At 63.4% G+C, this 23473-nt stretch carries 20 protein-coding genes; 11 read left to right on the top strand and 9 right to left on the bottom strand.

Going from position 1 to position 23473, the window contains the following annotated elements; genetic code table 11:
- Positions 1-9: 9 nt before the first annotated feature.
- The 3 genes from TACI_RS03860 to lepA are packed head-to-tail and all read right to left on the bottom strand — an operon-like array spanning position 10 to position 3515.
- The gene (locus TACI_RS03860; RefSeq protein WP_012869515.1) at positions 10-561 is read right to left on the bottom strand and encodes a hypothetical protein; all 552 of its coding nucleotides are present in this window, start codon (positions 559-561) and stop codon (positions 10-12) included.
- Positions 562-576: 15 nt separating this feature from the next.
- A complete protein-coding gene (hemW, locus tag TACI_RS03855) occupies positions 577-1677 on the bottom strand; it encodes a radical SAM family heme chaperone HemW (protein ID WP_012869514.1) in 1101 nt (366 codons plus the stop codon).
- A gap of 32 nt (positions 1678-1709) precedes the next feature.
- Positions 1710-3515, bottom strand: a complete 1806-nt coding sequence (gene lepA, locus TACI_RS03850) for a translation elongation factor 4 (protein ID WP_164925365.1) — start codon at positions 3513-3515, stop codon at positions 1710-1712.
- A gap of 164 nt (positions 3516-3679) precedes the next feature.
- Between lepA and purC the strand changes: the two genes are divergently transcribed.
- From purC to mnmL, 11 genes are read left to right on the top strand one after another with little or no spacing between them, the layout of a single operon-like run.
- Complete coding sequence (gene purC / locus TACI_RS03845) at positions 3680-4399, top strand: phosphoribosylaminoimidazolesuccinocarboxamide synthase (protein ID WP_012869512.1); 720 nt, start codon at positions 3680-3682, stop codon at positions 4397-4399.
- A gap of 3 nt (positions 4400-4402) precedes the next feature.
- Positions 4403-4660, top strand: coding sequence for a phosphoribosylformylglycinamidine synthase subunit PurS (gene purS, locus TACI_RS03840; protein WP_012869511.1), 258 nt, complete (start codon positions 4403-4405; stop codon positions 4658-4660).
- Positions 4657-5352 carry a phosphoribosylformylglycinamidine synthase subunit PurQ gene (gene purQ, locus TACI_RS03835; protein ID WP_012869510.1) on the top strand — a complete coding sequence of 232 codons (696 nt, stop codon included), beginning with the start codon at positions 4657-4659 and terminating at the stop codon, positions 5350-5352. The genes purS and purQ overlap by 4 nt, the downstream gene beginning before the upstream one ends.
- A complete protein-coding gene (gene purL, locus TACI_RS03830) occupies positions 5349-7478 on the top strand; it encodes a phosphoribosylformylglycinamidine synthase subunit PurL (protein ID WP_012869509.1) in 2130 nt (709 codons plus the stop codon). Before purQ ends, purL begins: the two co-directional genes overlap by 4 nt.
- On the top strand, positions 7478-8842 hold the full coding sequence (gene purF, locus TACI_RS03825; RefSeq protein ID WP_012869508.1) for an amidophosphoribosyltransferase: 1365 nt from the start codon (positions 7478-7480) through the stop codon (positions 8840-8842). The genes purL and purF overlap by 1 nt, the downstream gene beginning before the upstream one ends.
- Positions 8826-9821, top strand: coding sequence for a phosphoribosylformylglycinamidine cyclo-ligase (gene purM / locus TACI_RS03820; RefSeq protein WP_012869507.1), 996 nt, complete (start codon positions 8826-8828; stop codon positions 9819-9821). The genes purF and purM overlap by 17 nt, the downstream gene beginning before the upstream one ends.
- Positions 9818-10420, top strand: coding sequence for a phosphoribosylglycinamide formyltransferase (gene purN, locus TACI_RS03815; RefSeq protein WP_012869506.1), 603 nt, complete (start codon positions 9818-9820; stop codon positions 10418-10420). The genes purM and purN overlap by 4 nt, the downstream gene beginning before the upstream one ends.
- A 16-nt stretch (positions 10421-10436) precedes the next feature.
- On the top strand, positions 10437-11966 hold the full coding sequence (purH, locus tag TACI_RS03810) for a bifunctional phosphoribosylaminoimidazolecarboxamide formyltransferase/IMP cyclohydrolase (protein WP_012869505.1): 1530 nt from the start codon (positions 10437-10439) through the stop codon (positions 11964-11966).
- A gap of 19 nt (positions 11967-11985) precedes the next feature.
- Positions 11986-13260, top strand: coding sequence for a phosphoribosylamine--glycine ligase (gene purD, locus TACI_RS03805; protein WP_012869504.1), 1275 nt, complete (start codon positions 11986-11988; stop codon positions 13258-13260).
- A gap of 3 nt (positions 13261-13263) precedes the next feature.
- Positions 13264-13785: a 5-(carboxyamino)imidazole ribonucleotide mutase gene (purE, locus tag TACI_RS03800; protein WP_012869503.1), complete on the top strand. Its 522-nt coding sequence runs from the start codon at positions 13264-13266 to the stop codon at positions 13783-13785.
- Positions 13769-14722, top strand: coding sequence for a tRNA modification radical SAM protein MnmL/YtqA (gene mnmL, locus TACI_RS03795; protein WP_164925136.1), 954 nt, complete (start codon positions 13769-13771; stop codon positions 14720-14722). The genes purE and mnmL overlap by 17 nt, the downstream gene beginning before the upstream one ends.
- A gap of 66 nt (positions 14723-14788) precedes the next feature.
- On the opposite strand, the gene TACI_RS03790 is transcribed toward mnmL, so the two are convergent.
- From TACI_RS03790 to TACI_RS03765, 6 genes are all read right to left on the bottom strand, one after another.
- Positions 14789-16021 carry an argininosuccinate synthase gene (locus TACI_RS03790; RefSeq protein WP_012869501.1) on the bottom strand — a complete coding sequence of 411 codons (1233 nt, stop codon included), beginning with the start codon at positions 16019-16021 and terminating at the stop codon, positions 14789-14791.
- Between the two features lie 446 nt (positions 16022-16467).
- A complete protein-coding gene (surE, locus tag TACI_RS03785) occupies positions 16468-17256 on the bottom strand; it encodes a 5'/3'-nucleotidase SurE (protein ID WP_012869500.1) in 789 nt (262 codons plus the stop codon).
- A gap of 69 nt (positions 17257-17325) precedes the next feature.
- Positions 17326-17937 carry a site-2 protease family protein gene (locus TACI_RS03780; RefSeq protein ID WP_012869499.1) on the bottom strand — a complete coding sequence of 204 codons (612 nt, stop codon included), beginning with the start codon at positions 17935-17937 and terminating at the stop codon, positions 17326-17328.
- A 38-nt stretch (positions 17938-17975) separates the two neighbouring features.
- On the bottom strand, positions 17976-20579 hold the full coding sequence (locus TACI_RS03775) for a CBS domain-containing protein (protein WP_012869498.1): 2604 nt from the start codon (positions 20577-20579) through the stop codon (positions 17976-17978).
- Positions 20576-21451 carry a dephospho-CoA kinase gene (gene coaE / locus TACI_RS03770; RefSeq protein WP_242601186.1) on the bottom strand — a complete coding sequence of 292 codons (876 nt, stop codon included), beginning with the start codon at positions 21449-21451 and terminating at the stop codon, positions 20576-20578. Before coaE ends, TACI_RS03775 begins: the two co-directional genes overlap by 4 nt.
- Positions 21420-23381 carry an ATP-dependent helicase gene (locus TACI_RS03765; protein WP_012869496.1) on the bottom strand — a complete coding sequence of 654 codons (1962 nt, stop codon included), beginning with the start codon at positions 23379-23381 and terminating at the stop codon, positions 21420-21422. Before TACI_RS03765 ends, coaE begins: the two co-directional genes overlap by 32 nt.
- Positions 23382-23473: the final 92 nt, after the last annotated feature.

Genomic DNA, 23473 nt, shown 5'->3' with positions numbered 1-23473 from the left:
CACCAATCCTCAAAGGTCGTAATCCTCCCGATCGGGGAGGTATGCGAGGAGCCAACGGACCATGAGGTCCTGGACCCTTGACGGGGGCACCTGGGGGTCCAGCTGAACCCCATCAAGGACGCTCAAGGGCATGTAGGCCACCATAATGTCCTCATCCAACCGTTCCTTCACGGGCTCGTCTATGGAGTCATCGAAGAGGACTATCCAGCCCCGGTCCGCCATGCCGATGAGTCCCCAGGAGAGACCCGGCGGGCTCGGCGGGGAGGAGTGCCACTCCCCGGGAGGCAGGTCCCGGGACAGCCCATCCAACCCCTCCCCCACCATCAGCGCCGTCCCCCGCTCCTCCGAGAAGGAGGCGTAAAGCCTCACCCAGCCGGAGGCGCTGGGGATTGGGTCATCAAAGAAGGAGAGGGTGTCCATGAGGAAGGGGCCCACGTGGGTCTCGTATCCCACCGGGATCCCACCGGGGATCTCCCCCCTCCGGGCCACCCGCTCAAGTAACCCATGAAGCCTCCCCTCCAGGGATTCGTCGTCAACCAGCTGAAGCGAGAAATAGCGCATGAAATAACACCGTCCTCAGGGCAGCAGTATCTCCCATATCAAGTTGGCGACCCTAAAGCCCCTGGGGGTAAGCACGTATCGCCCCCCCTGGAGGGCCACCAGATCACCCATCAGTGGCTCGAGGCGGCAGGCCAATGGGTCGTCCCTCCCCTCCGGGGCCCATCCGAAAGAGGTCCTCAGGGCCAGTATGGCCCGCTCCGCCCTGCGGCGGGCCCCCTCCAGGATCTCACCGCAGCAGGTCCCCCTGCCTGAGGCCTCCACCAACCGAAGCCATCCCCCAAGGGAGGGGTGGTTCCCGTATCTGGCCTCCCCAATGCAGCTCCAGGCCCCGGGTCCCAACCCCAGGAAGTCCCCACCGAGCCAGTACCTTAGGTTGTGAACCCTGAAGGCGCCGGGACGGGCGAAGTTGGACACCTCGTACTGCACGAACCCCCTGCGGCCCAGGTACCACTGAAGGTAACGATAGAACCCGTAGCCGTCGGGGGGAAGCTCCAGATCCATATCCCCAAAGGGGGTGCCCTCCTCCACCGTAAGCTCGTAGGCGGATAGGTGATCCACCCCCAGCCCCACCGCCATCTTGAGGCTGTAGGAGAAGTCCCGTAGGGACTGGCCCGGCAGCCTGAACATGAGGTCCACGCTCAAGGGGATCCCCGCCCGGAGAACCATCTCGGAGGCCCGGACCGCGTCGGAGGCGGTGTGCACCCTGCCCAGCCGCCGGAGCTCCCGGTCGAGGAAGCTCTGAACCCCCAGGCTGACCCGGAGTGGGCCGGGGGAGACTTCGGTCCAGCACTTAAGCAGGTCCACCCCCAAGCTCTCCGGGTTGGCCTCAAAGGTGATCTCCCTCACACCAGAAAGATCGAAGGACTGGCCCAGGTCCCCCATAAGCCTCTCCCAGCCGCCGGGGGAGAGCTTGGATGGGGTGCCACCCCCGAAGTAGATGGTGTGCACCCGGGGCCTTCGTAGCTGGCGGGACCAGGATCCCATCTCCTTGGATAGCCCCTCCAGGTAGGCCTCCTGGTCCCCCTTCCCCATGGGGGCGCTGGGAAATGAGCAGTAGAGGCACTTCCTGGTGCAGAAGGGCACGTGCACGTAGATGGAGATCCCCCTCTCCCCCATGGGGCCCGCCCCAGGGTTGGCCGGCGTGGTTATCAGTCCTTGTCGCCCCCCGAGACGTCCATGAAGGCCAGGAAGGCCTCCTGAGGAATGGATACCCGGCCTATCTGCTTCATCCTCTTCTTGCCCTCCTTCTGCTTCTCCAGCAGCTTCCTCTTGCGGGTTACGTCTCCGCCGTAGCACTTGGCCAGCACATCCTTTCGCACCGCCTTTATGTTGGTCCTCACTATGACCCTCTTCCCTATGGCGGCCTGGATGGGCACCTCGAAGAGCTGCCTGGGTATCAGCTCCTTCAGCTTGGTGGCCACCGCATGCCCCCGGTGGTAAGCCGCGTCCTGGTGACATATGAACGAGAAGGCGTCGATGGGCTCCTCGTTTATAAGGATGTCCACCTTCACCAGCTGTGAGGGCCTGAAGCCCAGGTGCTCGTAGTCCAGGGATGCATAGCCCCTGGTGACGGACTTAAGCCGATCGTGGAAGTCCATTATGAACTCCGCCAGGGGCAGATCGTATATGAGCCTGACCCTCTCGGGGCTCAGGTACTCCAGGCTCACGTAGACCCCTCGGCGCTCCTGGCAGAGCTGCATGGCAGGCCCCACGAACCCCTCGGGGAGGAATATGGTGCACCTTATGAAGGGCTCCCGTATCTCCTTGATCTTGGACTGATCGGGGAAGTCCGAGGGCTTGTGGGCCTCGATCACCGACCCGTCCGCCATCTCGATCTGATAGACCACGTTGGGAGCGGTGGCCACCAGCTCCACCCCAAACTCCCTCAACAGCCTCTCCTTGGCTATGTCCATGTGCAGCAGCCCCAGGAAGCCACAACGGAAGCCGAACCCAAGGGCGGTGGAGGTCTCGGGCTCGAAGGTGATTGCGGAGTCGTTCAGCTGGAGCTTCTCCAGCGCCTCTCGCAGCTGGTTTATCTCATCCCTCTCGATGGGGTAGAAGCCGCAGAAGACCACGGGCTTGACCTTCCGGTAGCCCGGCAGGGGCTCCTCGCAGGGCCTTAGTGCGTCGGTCACCGTGTCCCCCACCCGGGCCTCCGCTATGTTCTTTATGCCGCAGATGAAGTAGCCCACCTCTCCGGGGCCCAGCTGGTCAACCCGACTCATGCCGGGCCTGAACACCCCCACCTCCTCCACCTCGTAGGTGGAGGAGGTGGACATGAGCATCACCTTCTGGCCGGGACGGATCACCCCGTTCACCACCCGGACGTAGCAGACCACGCCCCTATAGTTGTCGTACACCGAGTCGAACACCAGGGCCTGCAGGGGGACATCCGGGTCCCCCTTGGGGCATGGGATCTTCTTCACCACCGCCTCAAGGATCTCTTGGATCCCCTTGCCCTCCTTGGCGCTGGCCAGGATGACATCCGAGGTGTCTATTCCCACTATCTCCTCTATCTCCTTGGCTACCCTGTCGGGCTGGGCGGACGGCAGGTCTATCTTGTTGAGCACCGGCAGGAGCTCCAGCCCCTGGTCCACCGCCAGGTATGCGTTGGCCACCGTCTGGGCCTCCACCCCCTGGGAGGCGTCCACCACCAGCACCGCCCCCTCGCATGCCGCCAGGGACCTGGACACCTCGTAGCTGAAGTCCACATGTCCCGGGGTGTCGATCAGGTTGAGCACGTACTCGTTCCCGTCCTGGGCCCGGTAGTTCATCCTTACGGGCACCAGCTTTATGGTTATGCCCCTCTCCCTCTCCAGCTCCAGGGAATCCAGCACCTGGTCCTTCATGGAGCGCTTGTCCACCGTTCCGGTGGCCTCCAGAAGCCGGTCCGCCAGGGTGGACTTGCCGTGGTCCACGTGGGCTATGATGCTGAAGTTCCTTATGTGCTCCATCCGATCCAACTCTTTCAAACTCCCCTCCGCGACCTTTTATACATGCCAACTGATTTTACCAGAGAAACCCCTACCCAAGCGGAGGCGCCGGGGATATGGTGAGGTTATCATTGACATTTATATCTTGTTGAGCTTAAATGTTAGCAATATAGGGGGTGTTACAGGTGAGCAAGGGAGAAATGGTGTACGAGGGCAAGGCCAAGCGGATGTTCCTCACCGACGACCCGGGCAGGCTAGTGGTGGAGTACAAGGACAGCCTCACCGCCTTCAACGCCCAGAAAGTGGCATCCATGGAGGGCAAGGGGCGGCTCAACAACGTGATAAGCTCCGTCATCTTCCAGTACCTCAAGGACAGGGGGGTCGACAACCACTTCGTCCGGGTGATAGACGATACCCACCAGGAGGTCTTAAGGGTTACCATACTACCAATCGAGGTGGTGGTGCGAAACATCACCGCGGGCTCCATATGCAAGAGGCTCGGCGTCAAGGAGGGGCTCCCGCTGCCAAGGCCCCTGGTGGAGCTCTACTACAAGGACGACGCCCTGGGGGACCCCATCATAACCGAGGACCACGCGGTCCTCTTCGGATGGGCCACACAGGAGGAGCTAGACCAGGTCAAGTCCATGGCCTTGAAGGTTAACCAGCTCCTGGGGGAGATGTTCGAGCAGGTGGGGGTCACCCTGGTGGACTTCAAGCTGGAGTTCGGAAGGACCAAGGATGGCCGGATCATCCTGGCGGACGAGATATCCCCTGACACCTGCAGGCTGTGGGACAAGGCCACCAACGACAGGTTGGACAAGGACCGCTTCCGGAACGACCTTGGCAGGGTCCTTGAGGCCTACGAGGAGATATGGAAGAGGCTCTCGGAGCCAAAGGAGGCATGAGGGATGAACTATCAGATATCGGCCCTGATCTTCCCAAAGAGGGGGGTCCTGGACACCCAGGGGAGGGCGGTCATGGGCACCCTGGTGGAGATGGGCTTCCGCTCCGTTAGGGACGTGTCGGTCGGACGCTTCGTAAGGCTAAGCATAGAGGCGGAGGACCAGGCGTCCGCCCTCTCCACCGCCAGGCGGATCTGTCAGGAGCTGTTGGCCAACGAGCTCATCGAGGACTTCTCCCTGAAGGAGGGTGACCTATCCCTATGATGGCGGCGGTGGTAACCTTCCCGGGGAGCAACTGCGACGGGGACGTTAGGGTGGCACTGGAGAGCGTGGGGGCCAAGGTCCAGATGGTTTGGCACCGGGAGGGCAGCCTGCCCAAGTGTCACCTGGTGGTCCTCCCCGGGGGCTTCTCCTACGGAGACTACCTAAGGCCCGGCGCCATGGCCGCCAAGAGCCCCATCATGGGGGCGGTGGTGGAACACGCCCGCAAGGGCGGCCTGGTGCTCGGCATATGCAACGGCTTCCAGATCCTAACCGAATCGGGGCTCCTCAAGGGAGCTCTGCTGACCAACCGGGATCAGCGGTTCATCTGCCGGCGATGCCACGTGAGGGTCGAGCGGACCGACACCCCCTTCACCAACCTATTCGTGGAAGGGCAGGTGGTCCAGTTCCCAATAGCCCACCGGGACGGGATGTTCTTCCTCCCCCAGGAGGACCTGGATGAGTTGGAGGGATCCAACCGGGTGGTGTTCCGCTACTGTGCCCCGGATGGAACCCCCTGTGAGGCCCCTAACGGGGCCCTAAACCGGATCGCGGGGATAATCAGCCGGGAGGGGAACGTGCTTGGCATGATGCCCCACCCGGAGAGGGCAACCCTGGCGGAGATAGGGGACTCCTTCGGGACCACCCTTTGGAGGTCCGTGGAAAGGTGGATTGAGGAGGCGGGCTTGATATGAACCCAGAGCAGGTGGGGCTGGACAGGCAGGAATGGGAACACCTCAAGGGCGTCCTGGGACGGGAGCCCAACGAGCTGGAACTCCGAATGGTGGGGGTCATGTGGTCCGAGCACTGCAGCTACAAGTCCACCAGGAAGCTACTGGCCAAGTTGCCCAAAGAGGGAAGACACGTGGTGGGGGGCGAAGGGGAGAACGCGGGGATAGTAAGGCTCTCCGATCGTCTGGGCCTCGCATTCAAGGTGGAGAGCCACAACCACCCCTCGGCGGTGTCCCCCTACGAGGGTGCCGCCACCGGTGTGGGGGGCATAATAAGGGACATACTGGCCATGGGGGCCAGGCCCATCATGTCCATGGACGGCCTATTCTTCGGGGACTCCGACTCGCCCAAGGCCAAGCACATCCGGGAGAAGGTGGTGGAGGGCATAGGGGGCTACGGGAACGCGGTGGGGGTCCCCACCGTGGGGGGTCTCACCATATACGACCCCTGCTACGAGGACAACCCGCTGGTTAACGCCTTCTGCGCCGGGGTGGTGGAACTGGACAGGCTCTGCAGCAGCAAGACCGCCCGTCCCGGCATGAGGGTGGTAGTGTTGGGGGCCAGAACGGGAAGGGACGGCATCGCCGGCGCCTCCTTCGCCTCCACGGAGCTCAAGGACCACGGGGCCTCCAACAAGCCCCAGATCCAGATAGGGGACCCGTTCTACGAAAAGCTACTCATAGAGGCCTGCCTCGAGCTCCTGAACCAGGGGGTCATCCAGGCCATGCAGGATATGGGGGCCGCGGGGCTCCTGTCCTCCTCCAGCGAGGTGGCCCACAAGAGCGGCAACGGCATAGACATCCACTGCGACAGGATCCCCCTCCGGGAGGAAATGGAGCCCTGGGAGATCTTCCTATCCGAGTCCCAGGAGAGGATGCTCATCATCTGCCTTCCCGAGGATCTGCCCAGGCTCTCCGCCACGGCGGAGAAGTGGGGCCTCGAGTGGGCGGACGTGGGGGAGATCACGGACACGGGGGTTTACCGGGTGTTCAGGGATCAGCGGCTTATCGCCCAGCTTCCGGTGAGCATCCTGGGGGGCGACTCTCCCGCCAAGGACTGGCCCTCCGCCCCACCAACCCGACCCCGTCCGAGGAGGGATGAGGAACTCCTCTCCTCCCAGGATGCGGCGGACCGCCTACGATCCCTCCTATCCCAGCGAAGCCTGATGGACCACTCCTGGATATACGAGCAGTACGACTCCATGGTGCAGCTGAGGACCGTCCTGGGCCCCGGGAATCCGGTAAGCGCCCTCTGGATGAGGGATGTGGGGACCCTGGTCTGCTCCATGGAGGCCAACCCATGGATGTGCCAGGAGGACCCGTTCAACGGCACCGCCCTGGTGGCGGCCTCCACGCTTAGGGCTCTGGGGGTGGCGGGGGCGGAAGCCATGGGCATGACCAACTGTCTGAACTTCCCCTCCCCAGAGGTGTCTCATCAGTACTGGGAGCTTCAGAGATCCGTGGAGGGCCTGGCCTGGGCCGCCCGGGAGCTGGACTGCCCCGTGGTGTCCGGCAACGTGAGCCTCTACAACGAGAGCCCCTCCTCCAGGATCATGCCCTCCCCGCTCATAGTATCCGTTGGGCTGGTCCCCCAGGGTGAGGGGTGGCTCAAGCCCAATGAGATCCCGGAGGGGGCAGCCATATGCCTTGTGGGGTCCAGCTCGGGCACCGTGGGCAGCCTCTACGGCAGCCTGTTCGGCCCCGGGGGCTCCGAGATCGCATTCGCCCCCGATCTCGAGAGGCGTTTCATCGGGAACGCCATGAGGACCGCCAGATCTGGCCTGTGCCTGGCCGGGAGGCCGGTCACCCGGGGAGGGTGGCTGTCGTCTCTGGTCAAGTCCCTGGCCCCCCTGAGTCTGGGGGCCCGCTTAGACATCGACTGGCCCTCTCCCGAGGGTTACCTCTTCGGAGAAGGGGGGCCAATGGCCATCTACTTCGTGGAGCCCCAAAGGGTACGGGAGCTGGCCGGGATATGGAGCGGCTTCGAGTTCCGGCCCATTGGGGTGGTAACGGGAAGGGCCACGCTGGATCTAGGGGGTTGCCAGCTTAACCTATCGGACCTGGGATCCCTCCGGGGGGTGAGGGGCTGATGTGCGGGGTCTTCGGCGCCTTCTCCAGGGATGGCAGGCCGGTACTGGAGGACATATACCTGGGGCTCTTCGCCCTGCAGCACAGGGGGCAGGAGTCCGCGGGCCTGTCGTGGATAGAGGGGGGGGTTGCCAGGTCCATAAAGGGCATGGGGCTGGTCCACAACGCCATATCCCAGGGCATGGTGTCCTCCATACCAGCCCGGGCCGCCATAGGTCACGTGCGCTACTCCACCTGCGGGGACTCCATACTTCAGAACGCCCAGCCCCTGACCATAAACTATGCCAAGGGACCCGTGGCCATAGCCCACAACGGCAACCTGACCAATTCCGGGGGGATCATGAGGTACCTGGAGGACCGGGGAGCCATCTTCCAGTCCACGTCGGACACGGAGGTTATCCTTCACCTCATGGCCCATCAATCCCACAAGATGCCCCTGGACGCCCTAATGGACGCCCTCAGGAGGATAAGGGGGGCGTTCAGCCTGGTGGTGCTCCTTGAGGACCGGCTCATCGCAGCCCGGGACCCCTGGGGGTTCAGGCCCCTGATCATGGGGGAGAGGGACGGGGTGGTGTACTTCTCCTCCGAAAGCTGTGCCCTGGACATGGTGGGGGCCAGGCCGGTAAGGGACGTGGAGCCCGGGGAGGTCATCGTGGTGGATCGTAGCTCCGTGTCCTCCCTTAGGATACCGGTTAAGCCCCGGAGGGGCTTCCTCTGTTCCTTCGAGTTCGTCTACTTCGCCCGACCCGACAGCGTGATCGACGGCATATCGGTCTACGACGCCAGGAAGAACCTGGGGCGACGCCTCGCCAAGCGGTGCCCTGTGAAGGCTGACCTGGTGGCGGGCATGCCTGATAGCGGCACCGTGGCGGCCCTGGGATACGCGGAGGAGGCCCGGTGTCCCTTCGAGATGGCCATAGTCAGGAATCGGTACGTGGGGAGGACCTTCATCCAGCCCACCCAGAGGGTCAGGGAGGCGGGAGTGAAGGTGAAGCTCAACCCCAACCCCAGCGTCCTATCCGGCAAGGAGGTGGTGGTGATCGACGACTCCATAGTGAGGGGCACCACCGCCTCCCGGGTGGTTAACCTGATGAGATCCGCCGGGGCATCGAAGGTGCACCTTCGGATCGCGTCCCCGCCGGTCCGGTTCCCATGTTACTACGGCATCGACACCCCCTCGTCGGAGGAGCTGGCGGCGGCCCGGTTCGACCTGGACCAACTGACCGAAGAGGTGGGAGCGGACTCGCTGGCCTACATAACCCAGGAAGACCTTTTGAACGCCATAGGGGCCCCCGAGGGCAGGCTCTGCACCGCCTGTTTCAGCGGAGAGTACATGGAGGATGATGCCAATGGGATTGACCTATGAGGGAGCTGGGGTGAGCCTCTGGGCGGCGGACGCCTGGGTAGAGAGGATAAAGGGCCTTTTGGGGGGCCGCCCATCCCAGCGGAGGAACGTTATAAGCGGGATAGGGGGCTTCGCGGGCCTGTATGACCTCGGGAACGGGAAGGCCCTCGCAGCCTGCTGCGACGGGGTAGGAACCAAGCTGGAGCTGGCCAAGAGGTTGGGGATCCTAAGGGGGCTCGGACAGGACCTGGTGGCCATGAACGTAAACGACCTGGTCACCTGCGGAGCCCGACCACTCTTCTTCCTGGACTACGTGGCGTGCGGTTCCCTGGACGTGGAGGCCCTCTCCCCCATCTTGGAGTCCATCGTGGAGAGCTGCGAGGAGTCCGGGTGCATCCTCCTGGGGGGGGAGACTGCGGAGATGCCCTGGGTATACCCCCCTCAGGGCTTCGACCTGGCGGGGTTCGCGGTTGGCATCGTGGATATTGACCAAATCGTGACCGGCGGGAACATAGAGGAAGGGGACCTGCTCCTGGGGCTAAGGAGCTCCGGGATCCACAGCAACGGGTACAGCCTGGTTAGGTTGGCGGTGGAACGGGCCCGGCTTGACCTGACACAGCCCCAACCGGGGTTCCAGCTTCCCCTTGGGGAGGAGCTTTTAAGGCCCACCAAGCTGTACGTCAGGGCCGCCATGGAGGCCCTATCCACCCGCAAGGTGAAGGGGATGGCCCACATAACCGGTGGCGGCCTCGAGGGCAACGTGAGCAGGATAATTCCCCGGGGACTCAGGGCCCAGGTGGACTACTCCTCCTGGGACAGGCCCCTCATCTTCCGCCTCCTCCGAGAATTGGGCATAGAGGAGGAGGAGATGAGGCGGGTCTTCAACCTGGGCATCGGCTTCGTCCTGGTGGCGTCGCCGGATCACCTCCCAGAGGTTGCGGATGCCCTTGCCCGGTGCGGAGAGGAGTTCATAGTGATTGGGAGGGTTTCCGGGACATGAAGCCCAACATAGGGGTCCTCATATCCGGCAGGGGTTCCAACCTGATGGCCATCAAGGAGGCCATCGACCGGGGTGACCTCAACGCCCGGATCGGCTTCGTCGGGTCCGACGTGCCGGACTGCCCCGGGATGGTCTGGGCGTCAGGCCAGGGGCTCGACACGGTCTTCCTTGACTATTCCAAAGGAAGGGAGGCGGCGGAGTGCCAGATAGACCGGGCCATGGAACTCCACCGGGTGCGCCACCTGGTGCTGGCGGGCTTCATGAGGATCCTCTCCGCCCCCTTCGTGGGACGCCACCGGGGACAGGTGATAAACCTGCACCCCTCCCTGCTACCCTCCTTCCCGGGGCGAAGCGGGATAAGGGACGCCTTCCTCTACGGGGTCCGGATCACGGGGGTAACGGTCCACCTGGTGGACGAGCAGGTGGATCACGGTCCCATCCTGGCCCAGGAGGCGGTGGAGATCCTGGAGGGGGACACTCTGGAGAGCCTGGAGGAGAGGGTCCACCGGGTGGAGCATCGGCTCTACCCCGCCACCATAGACCGGTGGCTAAAGGAGGGGGACTTCTCCCTCGCATCCTTAAGACTTCGCCCATGGTGACAGGAGGTATATCGTGATGGATCAGACCAGGTACGCGATAGTATCCGCCTACGACAAGTCCAACCTGGAGGGGTTGGTCAGGGCCATAGACCGGGCGGGGTACCGCATAATATCCAGCTCCGGCACCGCCAAGTTCATAAGAAGCCTGGGCATCCAGGTCACCGAGGTGGAGGAGGTGACCGGCTACCCGCACCTGTTCGGCGGGAGGGTGAAGACCCTGCATCCCAAGGTGGCGGGAGGCATCCTCTTCAGGGAGGCGGAGGACTCGGAGGAGGCGGCCTCCCACCAGGTACCCCGGATAGACCTGGTGGTCTGCACCCTCTACCCATTCGAGGAGGCCGCCAGGGCCCAAGCCCCCATTGAGGAGCTCATAGAGAAGGTAGACATAGGGGGGGTTACCCTCATAAGGGCCGCCGCCAAGAACCACCGCCGGGTGGCGGTGGTGTGCCACCCGGCGGACTACGAGTCGGTGGCCTCGGAACTTGACAGCCTGGGGGCCGTGTCCCCCAAGACCCGGGAGAGGCTGGCGGTGAAGGCCTTCTCGGTCACCGCCGCCTATGACGGGACCATCTCCGCGGTCCTGTCGGATCGGATCGGCACCGGATCCCCCATGAAAGACGCCTCCATAGCCAGGACCGCCATTCCCCTATGGAGGGTTCAGAGGCTTCGCTACGGGGAGAATCCCTATCAGGAGGCCAGCCTATGGGACAGGCTGGGGGAGCCCCCCTTCAGGCTCCTGGGGGGCAAGGAGCTCTCCTACAACAACATCCTGGACAGCGACGCGGCGCTCCGGGGGATCCTTCTCTTCCGGGACTCCTGCGCGGCGGTGATAATCAAGCACACCAACCCCTGCGGCGCGGCCCTGGGGGACACCATCGGGGAGGCGCTGGCGTCCGCCATCGACTGCGACCCCGTTTCCGCCTTCGGCGGCATAGTGGGATTGACCAGGCCGGTGGACCTTCAGGCGGCGGAGATCCTGGCGGACCGGTTCTTCGAGGTGGTACTGGCCCCCTCCTTCCACCCGGAGGCACTGGAGCTCCTGAGATCCCGGCGGGGCTCCTTGAGGCTTGTGGAGGCAACCTCCCCTCGTATGGAGGTGATGCTGAGGGACACGCTGCTGGGGACCCTGGTCCAGGAGGACCCCATCCCGGTCCCCCCAAGGGAGGAGGACGGGACCTGGCACGGAAAGAGGCGGCCTGACCTGTGGGATGACCTGGTTTTCGCATGGAAGTGCGCCGCCCTGGCGAAGAGCAACGCCATCGCCGTGGCCAAGGGGGGACGGCTACTGGGGCTGGGCTGCGGATTCACCAACCGGGTGGACGCCGCCGCCTTCGCCCTCGGCAAGGCCGGGGATGCGGCCCATGGGGCCGCCATGGCGTCCGACGCGTTCCTCCCCTTCCCCGACACGGTGGAGGTGGCCCACTCCAAAGGGGTAGGGGCCATAATACAGCCCGGGGGCTCCGTGAGGGACCGGGACGTGATAGATCGGGCCCTGGAGCTTGGGTTGTCCATGTTCATGGGCGGCACCAGAACCTTCCGCCACTGACCGAGGGGGGTATCTTCCCATGAGGGTTATGATCCTAGGATCCGGAGGAAGGGAACACGCCATGGGCTGGGGGGTCTCCAGGTCCCCACAGGTCCAGGAGGTCTTCATGGCCCCCGGAAACGGGGGAACGTCCAACGTGGGCAGGTCCGTCCCATTGGACATCTGCGATCCCCCTGCGGTGCTCAAGGCGGCGAAGGACTTGGGGGTGGACCTGGTCATAGTGGGACCCGAGGCCCCCCTTGTGGCCGGGGTGGCGGATCCTCTGCTGGATGCGGGGATCCGGGTCCTTGGCCCGGGCTCCAAGGGGGCCCAGCTGGAGGGAAGCAAGGCCTTCGCCAAGGCCTTCATGACGGACAACTCGGTGAGGACCGCCCAGTTCGACGTCTGTTCCAATGTGAGGGAGTGCCGTAGGGCCCTCTCGATCCGACGGCCCCCCTATGTCATCAAGGCAGACGGGCTGGCGGCGGGAAAGGGGGTCCTGATAACCCAGGACCTAGATGAGGCGATCCGTTACTGTGAGGACCTGATAGAGCGCGGGATCCTGGGCGATGCGGGCTCCAAGGTGGTCATAGAGGACCACATAGGGGGCTTCGAGATCACCGCCCTGGCCATGGTGGACGGAGACAGGGGGATTATCCTCCCCCTCAGCCAGGACCACAAGAGGGCCTACGAGGGGGACCGGGGGCCCAACACCGGCGGCATGGGGGCCTACTGTCCGGTCCCCTGGGAGAGGGAGGAACTGCTCTCCAAGATCCGAGGGGAGGTCCTGGAGCCCACCCTTAGGGGCCTCAAGGCCATGGGGATCCGGTACAGGGGCATCCTTTACATGGGTCTCATGGTGAGGGACGACGGGTCCATATGGGTCCTTGAGTACAACGTACGGATGGGGGATCCGGAGACCCAGGTCACCATCCCGGTCATAGGGGACCAATGGCTCAGCCTGTGCTGGAAGGCGGCGGATGGCAGGCTGGACGTGGACCGGGTCGTTGAGGACCACAAGACGGCCCTTGGGGTGGTCCTGGCGTCCGAGGGCTACCCTGCCAGGCCGATCACCGGAAGGCACATCCAGGGGGCGGACCCCTTTGACGATGGCACCTCCCTGGTGTTCCACTCCGGCACCCGGCTCGAATCCGGCGGCCTTGTGAGCTCCGGGGGTAGGGTGCTCACCGTTGTAGGGATCGGAGAGGACCTGAAGGAGGCCCGTGAGCGGGCCTACGATCGGATCCGCCGGATCCACCTTCAGGGGGGCTTTTACAGGAGTGACATCGGCCTTAGGGCCATGGGGGAGGTTTAAAACATGACCAAGGTTCTGATAATGCTGGGGTCAAAGTCGGACGCCAAACACGCCAAGGCCTGTGGTGAGGTGTTGGCCTCCCTTGGCATCCCGTTCCGGGTAACCGTGGCATCCGCCCACAGGAACCCTGACAGGGTGTCCACCATAGCCAACGGGGCCATTGAGGGGGGATTCAAGGTCATAATCGCCATGGCGGGGCTCTCCGCCGCCCTGCCCGGAGCGGTGGCAGCCCACACGGACCTTCCGGTGATAGGGGTCCCCTTGAGCGGAGGGGTCATGGGGGGCCTCGACGCCCTTCTCTCCACATCCCAGATGCCACCGGGGATTCCGGTGGCGTCGGTGGGGGTCGACGGAGCCAAGAACGCCGCCATCCTGGCCGCCAGGATCATCGCCCTGGAGGACAATGCGGTGCGGGATAGGCTCAAAGAGATGAGGGAGGAGAGCCGGGAGCACACCCGGAGGGCCAACCTGGAGCTGGCCCAAGAGGGCCTCCCCACCCTCGATGAGAGTGAACCCCATAAATAACCACCCGAACGACCTCTGGAACGGCTGGTCAGGGATCCTGCGCCGCCGGCACGGAGGACCGGTCCGGAAGCTGACGTTGGACACCGGATCCGGCTGCCCTAACAGGAGGTCCCTAGGCGAAGGGGGATGCATCTTCTGTGACCCCCTGGGCGGCGGAGACGGGTCCCACATGATGGGGATCCGCCTTGAGGAGCAGATCAGGATCAAGGGGGAGCGGATCTTAAGGTCCGGAACCCGAATGGTGATCCTCTACTTCCAGAGCTACAGCTTCACCAACGCTCCGATCCCTGACCTAGAGAGGGACGTGGAGCTGGCCATTGGGACCGCATCCAAGTTGGGGATCTCGGTGGTGGGGGTCTCCTTCGGCATCAGGCCCGACCAGGTTCCTATGGAGTTCCGCCGCATGCTCTCCCGGCTGGTGGATCGGGGGCTCGAGACCTGGGCGGAGGTGGGGGTCCAGACCATGGGAGACCGCAAGCTGGAGTGGCTCAAGCGGGGACACCATGGTGATGCGTCCCGTGAGGCGGTATCGTCCCTGGCGTCGATCCCCGGGGTCCTGGTTTGTGCACATCTGATCGGCGGCATACCCATGGGGGAGGTCTCCGATCTGGCCGACGACGCCAGGGCGGTCTTCAACCTGGGGGGCCGGGCGGTCAAGTTCCACCCGCTACACGTGCTGGCCGGATCCGAGCTGGATGGCCTGTACCGGGCGGGGCTCTTCAGCCCCGTCGGGGAGGAGGAGTACATGGAACAGCTGATATTGGCGTTAAGGAACATGCCCCCAGATGGGATAGTGCAGCGCCTCACCGCCGACGCCCCGAGGGACCGGCTGGTGGCCCCCGATTGGATCCTGGATAAGGGGGGCTTCATTGACCGGTTGAGGCGGAGGATGGTCCAGATGGGCCTCCGGCAGGGGGACCTATGGGGACCCCAATGATGAGGTCCCTAAGATAAAAATACGGGGGGCTTGGAGCACCAAGTCCCCCTTGTTTTCCCAGGTCCCCTACTCCATCCCGATGGCCTTGGAAACCTGATCGGACTTCTTGCCGTGCATCTGGCTCCAGGTCTTTATGGGGAGCCCCCAGACGGTTATGAAGCCCACCGCAGATTTGTGGTCGAACTTGTCGCCGTGGGAGTAGGTGGCCAGGTCCTCCCTGTAGAGGGCGTTGGGGGACTTCATGCCCACCACCATGGCTTGTCCCTTGAAGAGCCTGACCTTGACCACCCCGGAAACCACCTCCTGGGTCTTGTCGATGAAGGCATCAATGGCGTCCTTCAGGGGGGAGAACCAGTAGCCCTCGTAGGTTAGCTCCGCGTACTTGACCTCCAGTTCCCTCTTGGCCTTGAGGACCTCCTTGGGCAAGGTCAGGGTCTCCAGCGCCTTATGGGCCCCTATCAGGGTGACCGCCCCGGGGCACTCGTAGACCTCCCGGCTCTTGAAGCCCACCAGACGATCCTCTATCATGTCGATCCTGCCCACCCCGGCCTTGCCGGCTATTTGGTTCAGCATCTCTATGAGGGCCACGCCGGACATGGGCTTTCCGTTCAGGGAGACCGGCAGCCCCTTCTCAAAGCCTATCTCGATTGTCACCGGCTCATCCGGCGCGTCCCAGGGGTCCACGGTCATCTTGAAGGCATCGCTGGGGGCCTCCTCCCACGGGTCTTCCAGGATCCCGCACTCTATGGACCTGCCCCACAGGTTCTCATCGATGCTGTAGGGACTGGACTTGGTGACCGGTATGGGTATCCCGTGCTTCTCCGCGTACTCTATCTCCTCGTCCCTGGAGAAGTGCCAGTCCCTAACCGGGGCCTCCACCACTATGTCAGGGTTGAGCGCCTTGGCGCACACCTCTATCCTCACCTGATCCTGCCCCTTGCCGGTGCAACCGTGGGCGATGGCCACCGCCCCCTCCTCCTCCGCCACCTTCACCAGGTGGCTGGCTATGAGGGGCCTGGAGAGAGCGGAGTTGAGCGGGTAGGTGCCCTGGTACATGGCGTTGGCCTTAAGGGATCTCCACACGAACTCCTCCACGAACTCCTCCCTCAGGTCCGCTATGTAGGCCTTGCTGGCCCCGGACTTGATGGCCTTGGCCTTGGTCCCCTCCAGGTCTATGGGCTGCCCCACGTCGGCGGTGAAGGTTATAACCTCGTACCCCTGCTCCTTGAGCCAGGGTATGGCCACCGAGGTATCCAGCCCGCCGCTGTACGCCAACACCAACTTGCCCTTGTAAGTCATCTTAAACTTCCCCCTTCTTTTATTCTTATAAAATTAAAATTACTCCCTAATAAAAAGGAGGCCCGTCCCCTTTGGGACGGGCCTCCTAGCCCGCGGTGCCACCCAATTTGCCGTCCTGTGACGACCCCTTTACCCCGATCGTTATCGGGATCCCCCCTACTTGGCCGCGCTGGCGGGGCCTTTCTTCGGGAGGAGGCTCAGGGGCACGAGGTACTCCTAGCTATTCCGAGGGGCGCTCTCAGCCGGTGACGCCCCATCTCTGTCGGACGCAAAGGAACCAATCCCCTTCATCGCCCGTATCGAGCTGATGAAGGAACCAGAAAGACCCCCTCGTCGTCGCATCAGGACCTTGGACATCACCGTCGCACCTCCTCCCTGAACCCCAGGTCAATCTAACCTGTTGGGGAAATTATAGCCTCCTTTTCGCGGTTGTCAAGGGCCGTCCTTCAACCACGATTGAAGAGGAGATCCAGTCCCCCGGAGCTCATCTCCTTCAGCGTGTCGTAATGGGTCATGTCCATGTGAATCGGGGTGACCGAGGCGTAGCCGTTGGACACCGCCCACACATCGGTTCCCTCCTCCAGCCGGTCCTCAGGCACTCCACCCATCCAGTAACACTCCCTGCCCTGGGGATCCCTGAACTTGGTGACCTTGTCCCGGTAGAGGCGGGTCCCCTTCTTGGTGGGGAGTATGCCCTTGAGGCTCCTTATGGGGACGTTGGGGACGTTTATGTTGTAGAGGACCCCCTTCTGCCGGTGGTTTTGCTTGAACCAGTCCAGGAAGGCCACCACCACCGCCGCGGCGGTGCTGTAATGGGCCGCCGGATCGGTCCCCTTGCAGGCCAGGGAGACCGCGATGGCATCGTAACCCAAGATGAGCCCCTCCATGGCGGCGGATACCGTGCCCGAGTAGGTGAGATCGTCCCCCAGGTTGGGACCCCGGTTTATGCCGGATATCACCATGGTCACGTCCTTGGCCAGCTCCTCAACCCCTATGACCACGCAGTCAGAGGGGGTGCCATCGCAGGCGTAGGCGGGCATCATGGGGGGAAAGACACCGGGCTCCAGGTGCCAGACCCTAAGGGGCCTGTTCAGGGTTATGGCGTGACCTATGCTGCTGCGCTCCCTGTCGGGGGCCACCACCGCACACGGGATACCCCGGTCCGCCAACACCTTGGCCATTATCTGTATACCCGGAGCCAGTATCCCATCATCGTTGGACATGAGAACCTTCATACGAACAACACCTCAACGTAGGGGGCCAAAGCCCCTGGTTTTGTAATGTTATTATAATTCATCCTTGCCTCAAAGGACCAGGGAGGCCAGGAACATGACCATGGGGGACATTATCCTGGGTAGGAGGCCGGTGATAACCAACCCCAAGATGATCAGGACCCCGTACCTCTCCAGCCAGAAGTAGGAGTTGAGCCACCGAGGGGGCAACAGAACGTAAAGCACCTTGGAACCGTCCAGGGGGGGTATGGGCAACAGGTTGAAGACCCCCAAGCCGATGTTTATGAACACCATGAGCAACATCAGCTGCCTCAGGGCGAAGTTCCCCAGGAAGAAGGCGGGGAAGGCCTTGATCAACAGCCCAACCAGGCAGGCGGTGAGGAAGTTCCCCGCCGCCCCCGCGATGGATACTAACACCATGTCCCGGGAAGGGTTCTTGAAGTACCGGGAGTCCACCGGCACCGGCTTGGCCCAGCCGAAGCGGAAGATGAGGAGCATGAGAGCCCCCACCGGGTCCAGATGGTGAAGGGGGTTAAGGGATAGCCTGCCGGACCTCTTGGGGGTAGGATCCCCCAGGAGATGGGCCACATAACCGTGGCAGAACTCATGAAAGGTTATGGCCCATAGGACCGCCGGCACGCTCAACAGGATCTCCGCTATCCGGTAAGACAAGTCTCCGTACAAGTCATCTACCTCCAATTTTAAGGCCACCACATCAAAGGTCAAAGGTCCCCAAGCCTCTTGAGCACCCATGCCCGCTCATCCTCCAGGGTGTCCACCTCCCCGTCCAGCCGGGCGAACCGAAGACGGCTCAACATGGCCCCCACCGCAGGCCCCTTGGGAACCCCCAGATCTATGAGATCCCTGCCGCTGAGCATTGGGCTCACCTTGCATAGCCTGGTGAGGTACAAGAGGATCCGGCGCCTGACCCTCCAACGGGAGGTTATGCCCGCCCAGGCGAAGAGGACCACCCGATTTACGCCGTCCAAGGCCCTGCACAGGGAGGACCAGCGGATGTCCCCCTTGCCGCCTATGGCGGTCTCCAGAGTGCCGAGCCCGTTCAAGATGGCCTCCAGGACACCCCGCTCCTTCTGGGAAAGGGAGAGCCTGTCCATGGCGCTCCTGCCTCCCCAGGGGTTTCCAAAATACAAGAGGGCACCCAAAAAGGCAAGCCAGGACTCCTCCCCCAGGGGTGGAAGGTCCCTTCCCAGCCGTCGAACGAACACGTCAAGCTTCCGCAGGGCCCTCAGGCCGTCGATGGACAGCGGGACCCCGGGGAACATGGCATCCCAAGCCCCCAGCCCACAGAGCCTGTCCACCGCCCAGATAGGGTTCCTCTCCCGGAATATGAGCTCCAGCTCGCTCCTCAGCTTGGGACCCGACAGGAGGCTCAGCATGCCACCCTTTACGCAGCTAGCCGCCAAACGCTCCGTGTCCTGGCTCATCCGGAAGCCAAGTCTGCCCTCGAGCCTAACCCCCCGCAGTATCCTGGTGGGATCTTCCACGAAGCTGAGGTTGTGAAGCACCCTCAGCTGTCCTCGGTTCAGATCCCCCCGGCCGCCGAAGTAGTCCACCAACATCCCCCACCGGGGACTCAGGGATACCGCCATGGCGTTCACGGAGAAGTCCCGCCGGTACAGATCATGCTTCAGCGAGTCCATCTGGACCTTGGGCTGGGCCACCGGGTACTCGTAGAACTCCCTCCTGGCGGTGGCCAGATCCAGCTTCCTTCCGTCCGGGAACCGCACCGTTCCGGTCCCGTAGCGACGATGGATCGACACCTGAAGCCCCATGGAGGACAGTCGCTCCAGCAGGGGCACCGCGTCACCCTCGCATACCATGTCCACGTCCTCGTTCGGCCTGCCTAGCAGGAGATCCCGGACGAAGCCGCCCACCAGGAAGACCTTGAGCCCCATCCCCTCCCCTACATCCGTCACCAGCCTTATCTTGGAGGCCACCTCCTGGGGCACCCGGTCCAGGAGGGCCGATACGTCCTCCTCCCAGGGGACCTGGGGACCTGGCTGCCCCACCGACGCGGAGGTGGACGGGTAGAGGGCCCTCAGCATGTCCGTCCTGGTGACTATGCCCACCAGGTCATCCCGATCCACCACCGGCAGGCGCCCCACGTTGTGGGACACCAGGAGCCGGTGGGCCTCCCATATGGGGGCCCTGGGACTGACGGATATGACGTTCTCGGTCATGAACTCCCGCACCGGCACGGCCCCAAGGCCGTGAAGCTGGGCCTTGTCCAGGTCCTTCCGGGTGATTATCCCCCGGAGATGCCCGTCCAGGACCACCGGCAGCGCCGAGTGCCCGTAGCGGATCATCAGCCTGTAGGCCTCCTCCACCGTCTGATCCTCCCGGACCGCCATCACCGGCGAGGACATGGCGTCCTCCACCGACATGGAGGGCCTAAGGATCCCCTCCACGTTCCTCATGAGGCGCCCCAGGAGCTCCTCCGGGTCCTGCCTCGGAACCGCCGCGGCTGCCGCCTGGGGGTGTCCTCCCGCTGGCAGGTCCCCCATGGCGGATCTGGCGTCGATAGTGCCCTCTCTGCTTCGGATGACCGCGTAGGTCCTACGGTCCATGGTGACCACCGCTATGGCCACGTCCGCGTCGAAGAAGTCCATGATCCGATGGACGAAGAGGCTTATCCCCTCCGCGTAGCGGGGAAACTCAATGGCGCAGGAGACCACCCGGTATCCCTTGATGAACCTGTCCTGGCAGGCCTCTATCATCCGGTCAAGCAGCTCCCGGTCCAGGGCGGAGAAGGAGAGCTCTATCCAGGTGGGTATGGACGCCAGATCCGCCCCCCGCCGACGAAGCTCCGCCACCACCGCGTACTCCCGCTCGGTGGTGGCCCCAAAGGTAAGGGCCCCGGTGTCCTCGTATATGCCCAGGGCCAGAAGGGTGCAATCGAAGGGGGTCAGCAACACCGATCTCTCGAAGAGCCGCTCCGCCAGAATGGTGGTGGTGGAGCCCGCCCTCTCTATGATGCTGAAGCTGGAGGGGATCTCGTCCTCCACCGGGGGATGATGGTCGAACACGTGGACCTCCACCGACGGATCCAAGGCCACCTGGGCGAAGGGACCTATCCTGCCCAGGGACCGGGCATCCACCACCACCAGGTTCCGTATGGCCCCCGGGTCCACCTGCTTGGGCGTCAGCACGTTCAGCGCCCATCGGTTCCTCTTGAGGAAATCCCTTACGTTCCTGGATGCGGCGCCGGAGAAGCACATGGCCCCGTCGCCGTAGAGCTTCAGGGCGGCCCACATGCTGGCCAGGGAATCGAAGTCGGCCCCTATGTGGGTGGTTATGAGCCTCATGAGGAACAGCTCTGGACAACCCAGCGGCGGAGCTGGATCCCCATACGGTGGGGCCTCTCGAAGTACAGGGCGGGCATGTCGTAGGGATGAGACCCGAGTAGATCCCTTATGGCGGGGATGGCCCCCTCCACGGTCTTGAAGGCCAACTCCGCCTCCGGCTCGGAGTAGACCTCCCCCTCCCATCGGTAGACGCTGTCCACCCCCCTCACCCTGCAGCAAGCCGCAAGCTTCGACTCCACCATCCGGCGGGAGAATTCCAGGGCCTCATGGGCGGATGGGAACGTTACGTTGCCCAGCACCACAGAGTTCAGGAGCCGCATCTCCTGGTAGATCCTCAACGCGGAGCCCCACAGGTCCTCCATGGACCCCTGGTTATCTATCACCCAGTCCGCCATCCGCCGCTTATCCTCCGACCGCATCAGCCACCTCTCCCGGGACTCCAGCTCCCGCTGATCCCAGCCCCTGACCATAACCCGGGAGAGCCTCACCTGGGGAGGGCATCCAAGGAAGAGGGTCCCATCGATCCAATGGGGCACGCCGGACTCGAAGAGGAGGGGCACCTCCAGGACCCATATCCCGTCCTGCCCCACCATCCCCTGAAGCACCTCCCAGGTAAGGGGGTGAAGGACCGCGCACAGGAACCTGTACTCCCCCTCGTCGGAGAAGACCCGCCGGGATATCGTACCCACATCCAGGGTACCGTCGGGGTTGATTGGCACGCCCCCCCATCGGTCCGCGAAGGCCCCACGGACCCGGGGATCCTCCCAGAGCCCCTTGGCCACCAGGTCCGCCGATACGGTCCTGGCCCCCAGTCGGGCGAACATGGACAAAAGGGTGGACTTACCAGCTCCAACGTCTCCTGTTAGCGCCACCGTAAACAACGCCGGATACCTCCTTGGTCCTGTCGTCCTCCACCACGCAGCTGGAGGGTATCTCCGATAGGAATCGGGAGAAGGGGTTCATCATGAAGCTGCCGAAGAGGACCCGCCTGGCGGCCCCAGATAGGAAGAGCCTCTCCTGGGCCCTGGTCATCCCAACGTAGAAGAGCCGCCTCTCCTCCTCCAGAAGGGACCTGTCCTCCCTGCACTTGGCGTTGGGGAAGATCCCCTCCTCCAGCCCCACCATGAACACCACCGGGAACTCAAGCCCCTTGGCGGCGTGAAGGGTGAGGAGGCTCACCCGATCGTCCCCGGAGGCCACGTCCGCATCGGAGAACAGGGCCACCTCGGATAGCACGTCATCTATGCTTCCCTCGGGCAACACCGACATCAGCTCCTCCACGTTCTGAAGCCTCTCCTCGAAGGTGGACTGGTCCTCCCTCTCCAGGTGCTCCCCGTAGCCGTATTCCTCCAGTATGTAGCGCACCGCCAGCCTTATGTTGCCCCGGAGGGACAGGATTCCAAGCATCCCCCGGGCCAGGGCCCTTATCCCCTCCCGGGCCCGGCCCTTAAGGGGCGCATCTCCCTCCAGGACGGACCGCCAGAACTCCCCCGGGTCCTGGGCCTCCAGCTGGCCCATCCAGGCCCATAGGGCCTCCGTGGACTTGGCCCCTATGCCCCTCTGGGGCACGTTCACCATCCTCTCGAAAGAGACCAGGTCCCGGGGCTGGATGGCCAGCCGCATGAGGGCCAGCACGTCCTTGATCTCCTTGCGATCGTAGAAGCCCAACCCCCTTATGACCCTGTACGGGATGCCCGCCTCTATCAGCCTCTGTTCGTACAGCCGGCTCAAGGCGTTCACCCGGTAGAGAATCGCCATGTCCTTGAGGGCATACCCCTCCCCCTGAAGCTCCAGTATCCAGTCCACCAGGCAACGGGAGTCCTCCTCGTCATTCCTGGCCTTGAGGATCCGGATCTTCTCTCCCCTGCTGGCGGCGGTCCATAGGTTCTTCTTGGGCCTATCGGAGTTCCTGGCTATGACGCAGTTGGCCCCCTCCAGGATGTGCCCCGTGGACCTGTAGTTCTGCTCCAGCACCGTAACCTTGGCCCCCTGAAAGTCCTTGTCGAAGTTGAGGATCATGGACACATCGGCCCCCCTCCAGCCGTATATGGCCTGATCCGGATCCCCCACCACCACGGTCCGTTGCCCCCGGGATGACAGCCTCTTGAGCAACATGTACTGAGAGCGGTTGACGTCCTGATACTCGTCCACCAGGACCCATTCTATGGAGTCCAGCTCCCTCTCCAGGGCCTCCCGGTGGGTGGAGAGTATCTTCAGCGGCAGGTGGATGAGGTCGTCGAAGTCCAGGGCCCCCTGGGACCTCATCTTGGCCTCGTAGGCCTCGAAGAGCCTCTGGGCCTCCCCCCGGAAGTAGGCGCTGCCGTTCCCCTCCCCCTTGGCGGCGGAGAAGGCCTCCATGAGCCAGGAGGGATCCACCCGCCTCTCGTCCACGTTGTTCTCCTTGAGAAGCAATTTCAAGAGCCGCTTCTGATCGGACCTATCGATCACCACCAGGGGGGTGGCGTAGCCCATCCGGCGCATTATCTCCTCATTGCGCCTGAGGAAGTTGAGCCCGTAGGAGTGGAAGGTGCATATCCTTATGCCGTGCAGGCTTCCCCCCAGGAGGCGCTCAACCCGTTGCCGCATCTCCCCCGCCGCCTTGTTGGTGAAGGTCACCGCCAGGATCTTGGAAGGCGAGACCCCCTTGTGGCTTATTAGGTAAGCTATCTTCCTGGTCAACACCCTGGTCTTGCCACTCCCGGCCCCCGCCAGGATCAGCTGGTTGCCATCACAGTAGGTGACCGCCTCCACCTGCTTCGGATTTAGGCCATCCAGGACGTTGAAACCCTTTGGTGATGCCATTTTAACTCCCCCATGAAAGCTTTTATGGTATAAACGAGCCTATATTAACAAACGCAAAGGGGAGGGAACGGATCCCTCCCCGCAATCTTACA

The sequence above is a fragment of the Thermanaerovibrio acidaminovorans DSM 6589 genome (assembly GCF_000024905.1).
Lineage (GTDB): Bacteria > Synergistota > Synergistia > Synergistales > Synergistaceae > Thermanaerovibrio > Thermanaerovibrio acidaminovorans.
This window is presented reverse-complemented; position numbering and strand designations above follow the sequence as displayed.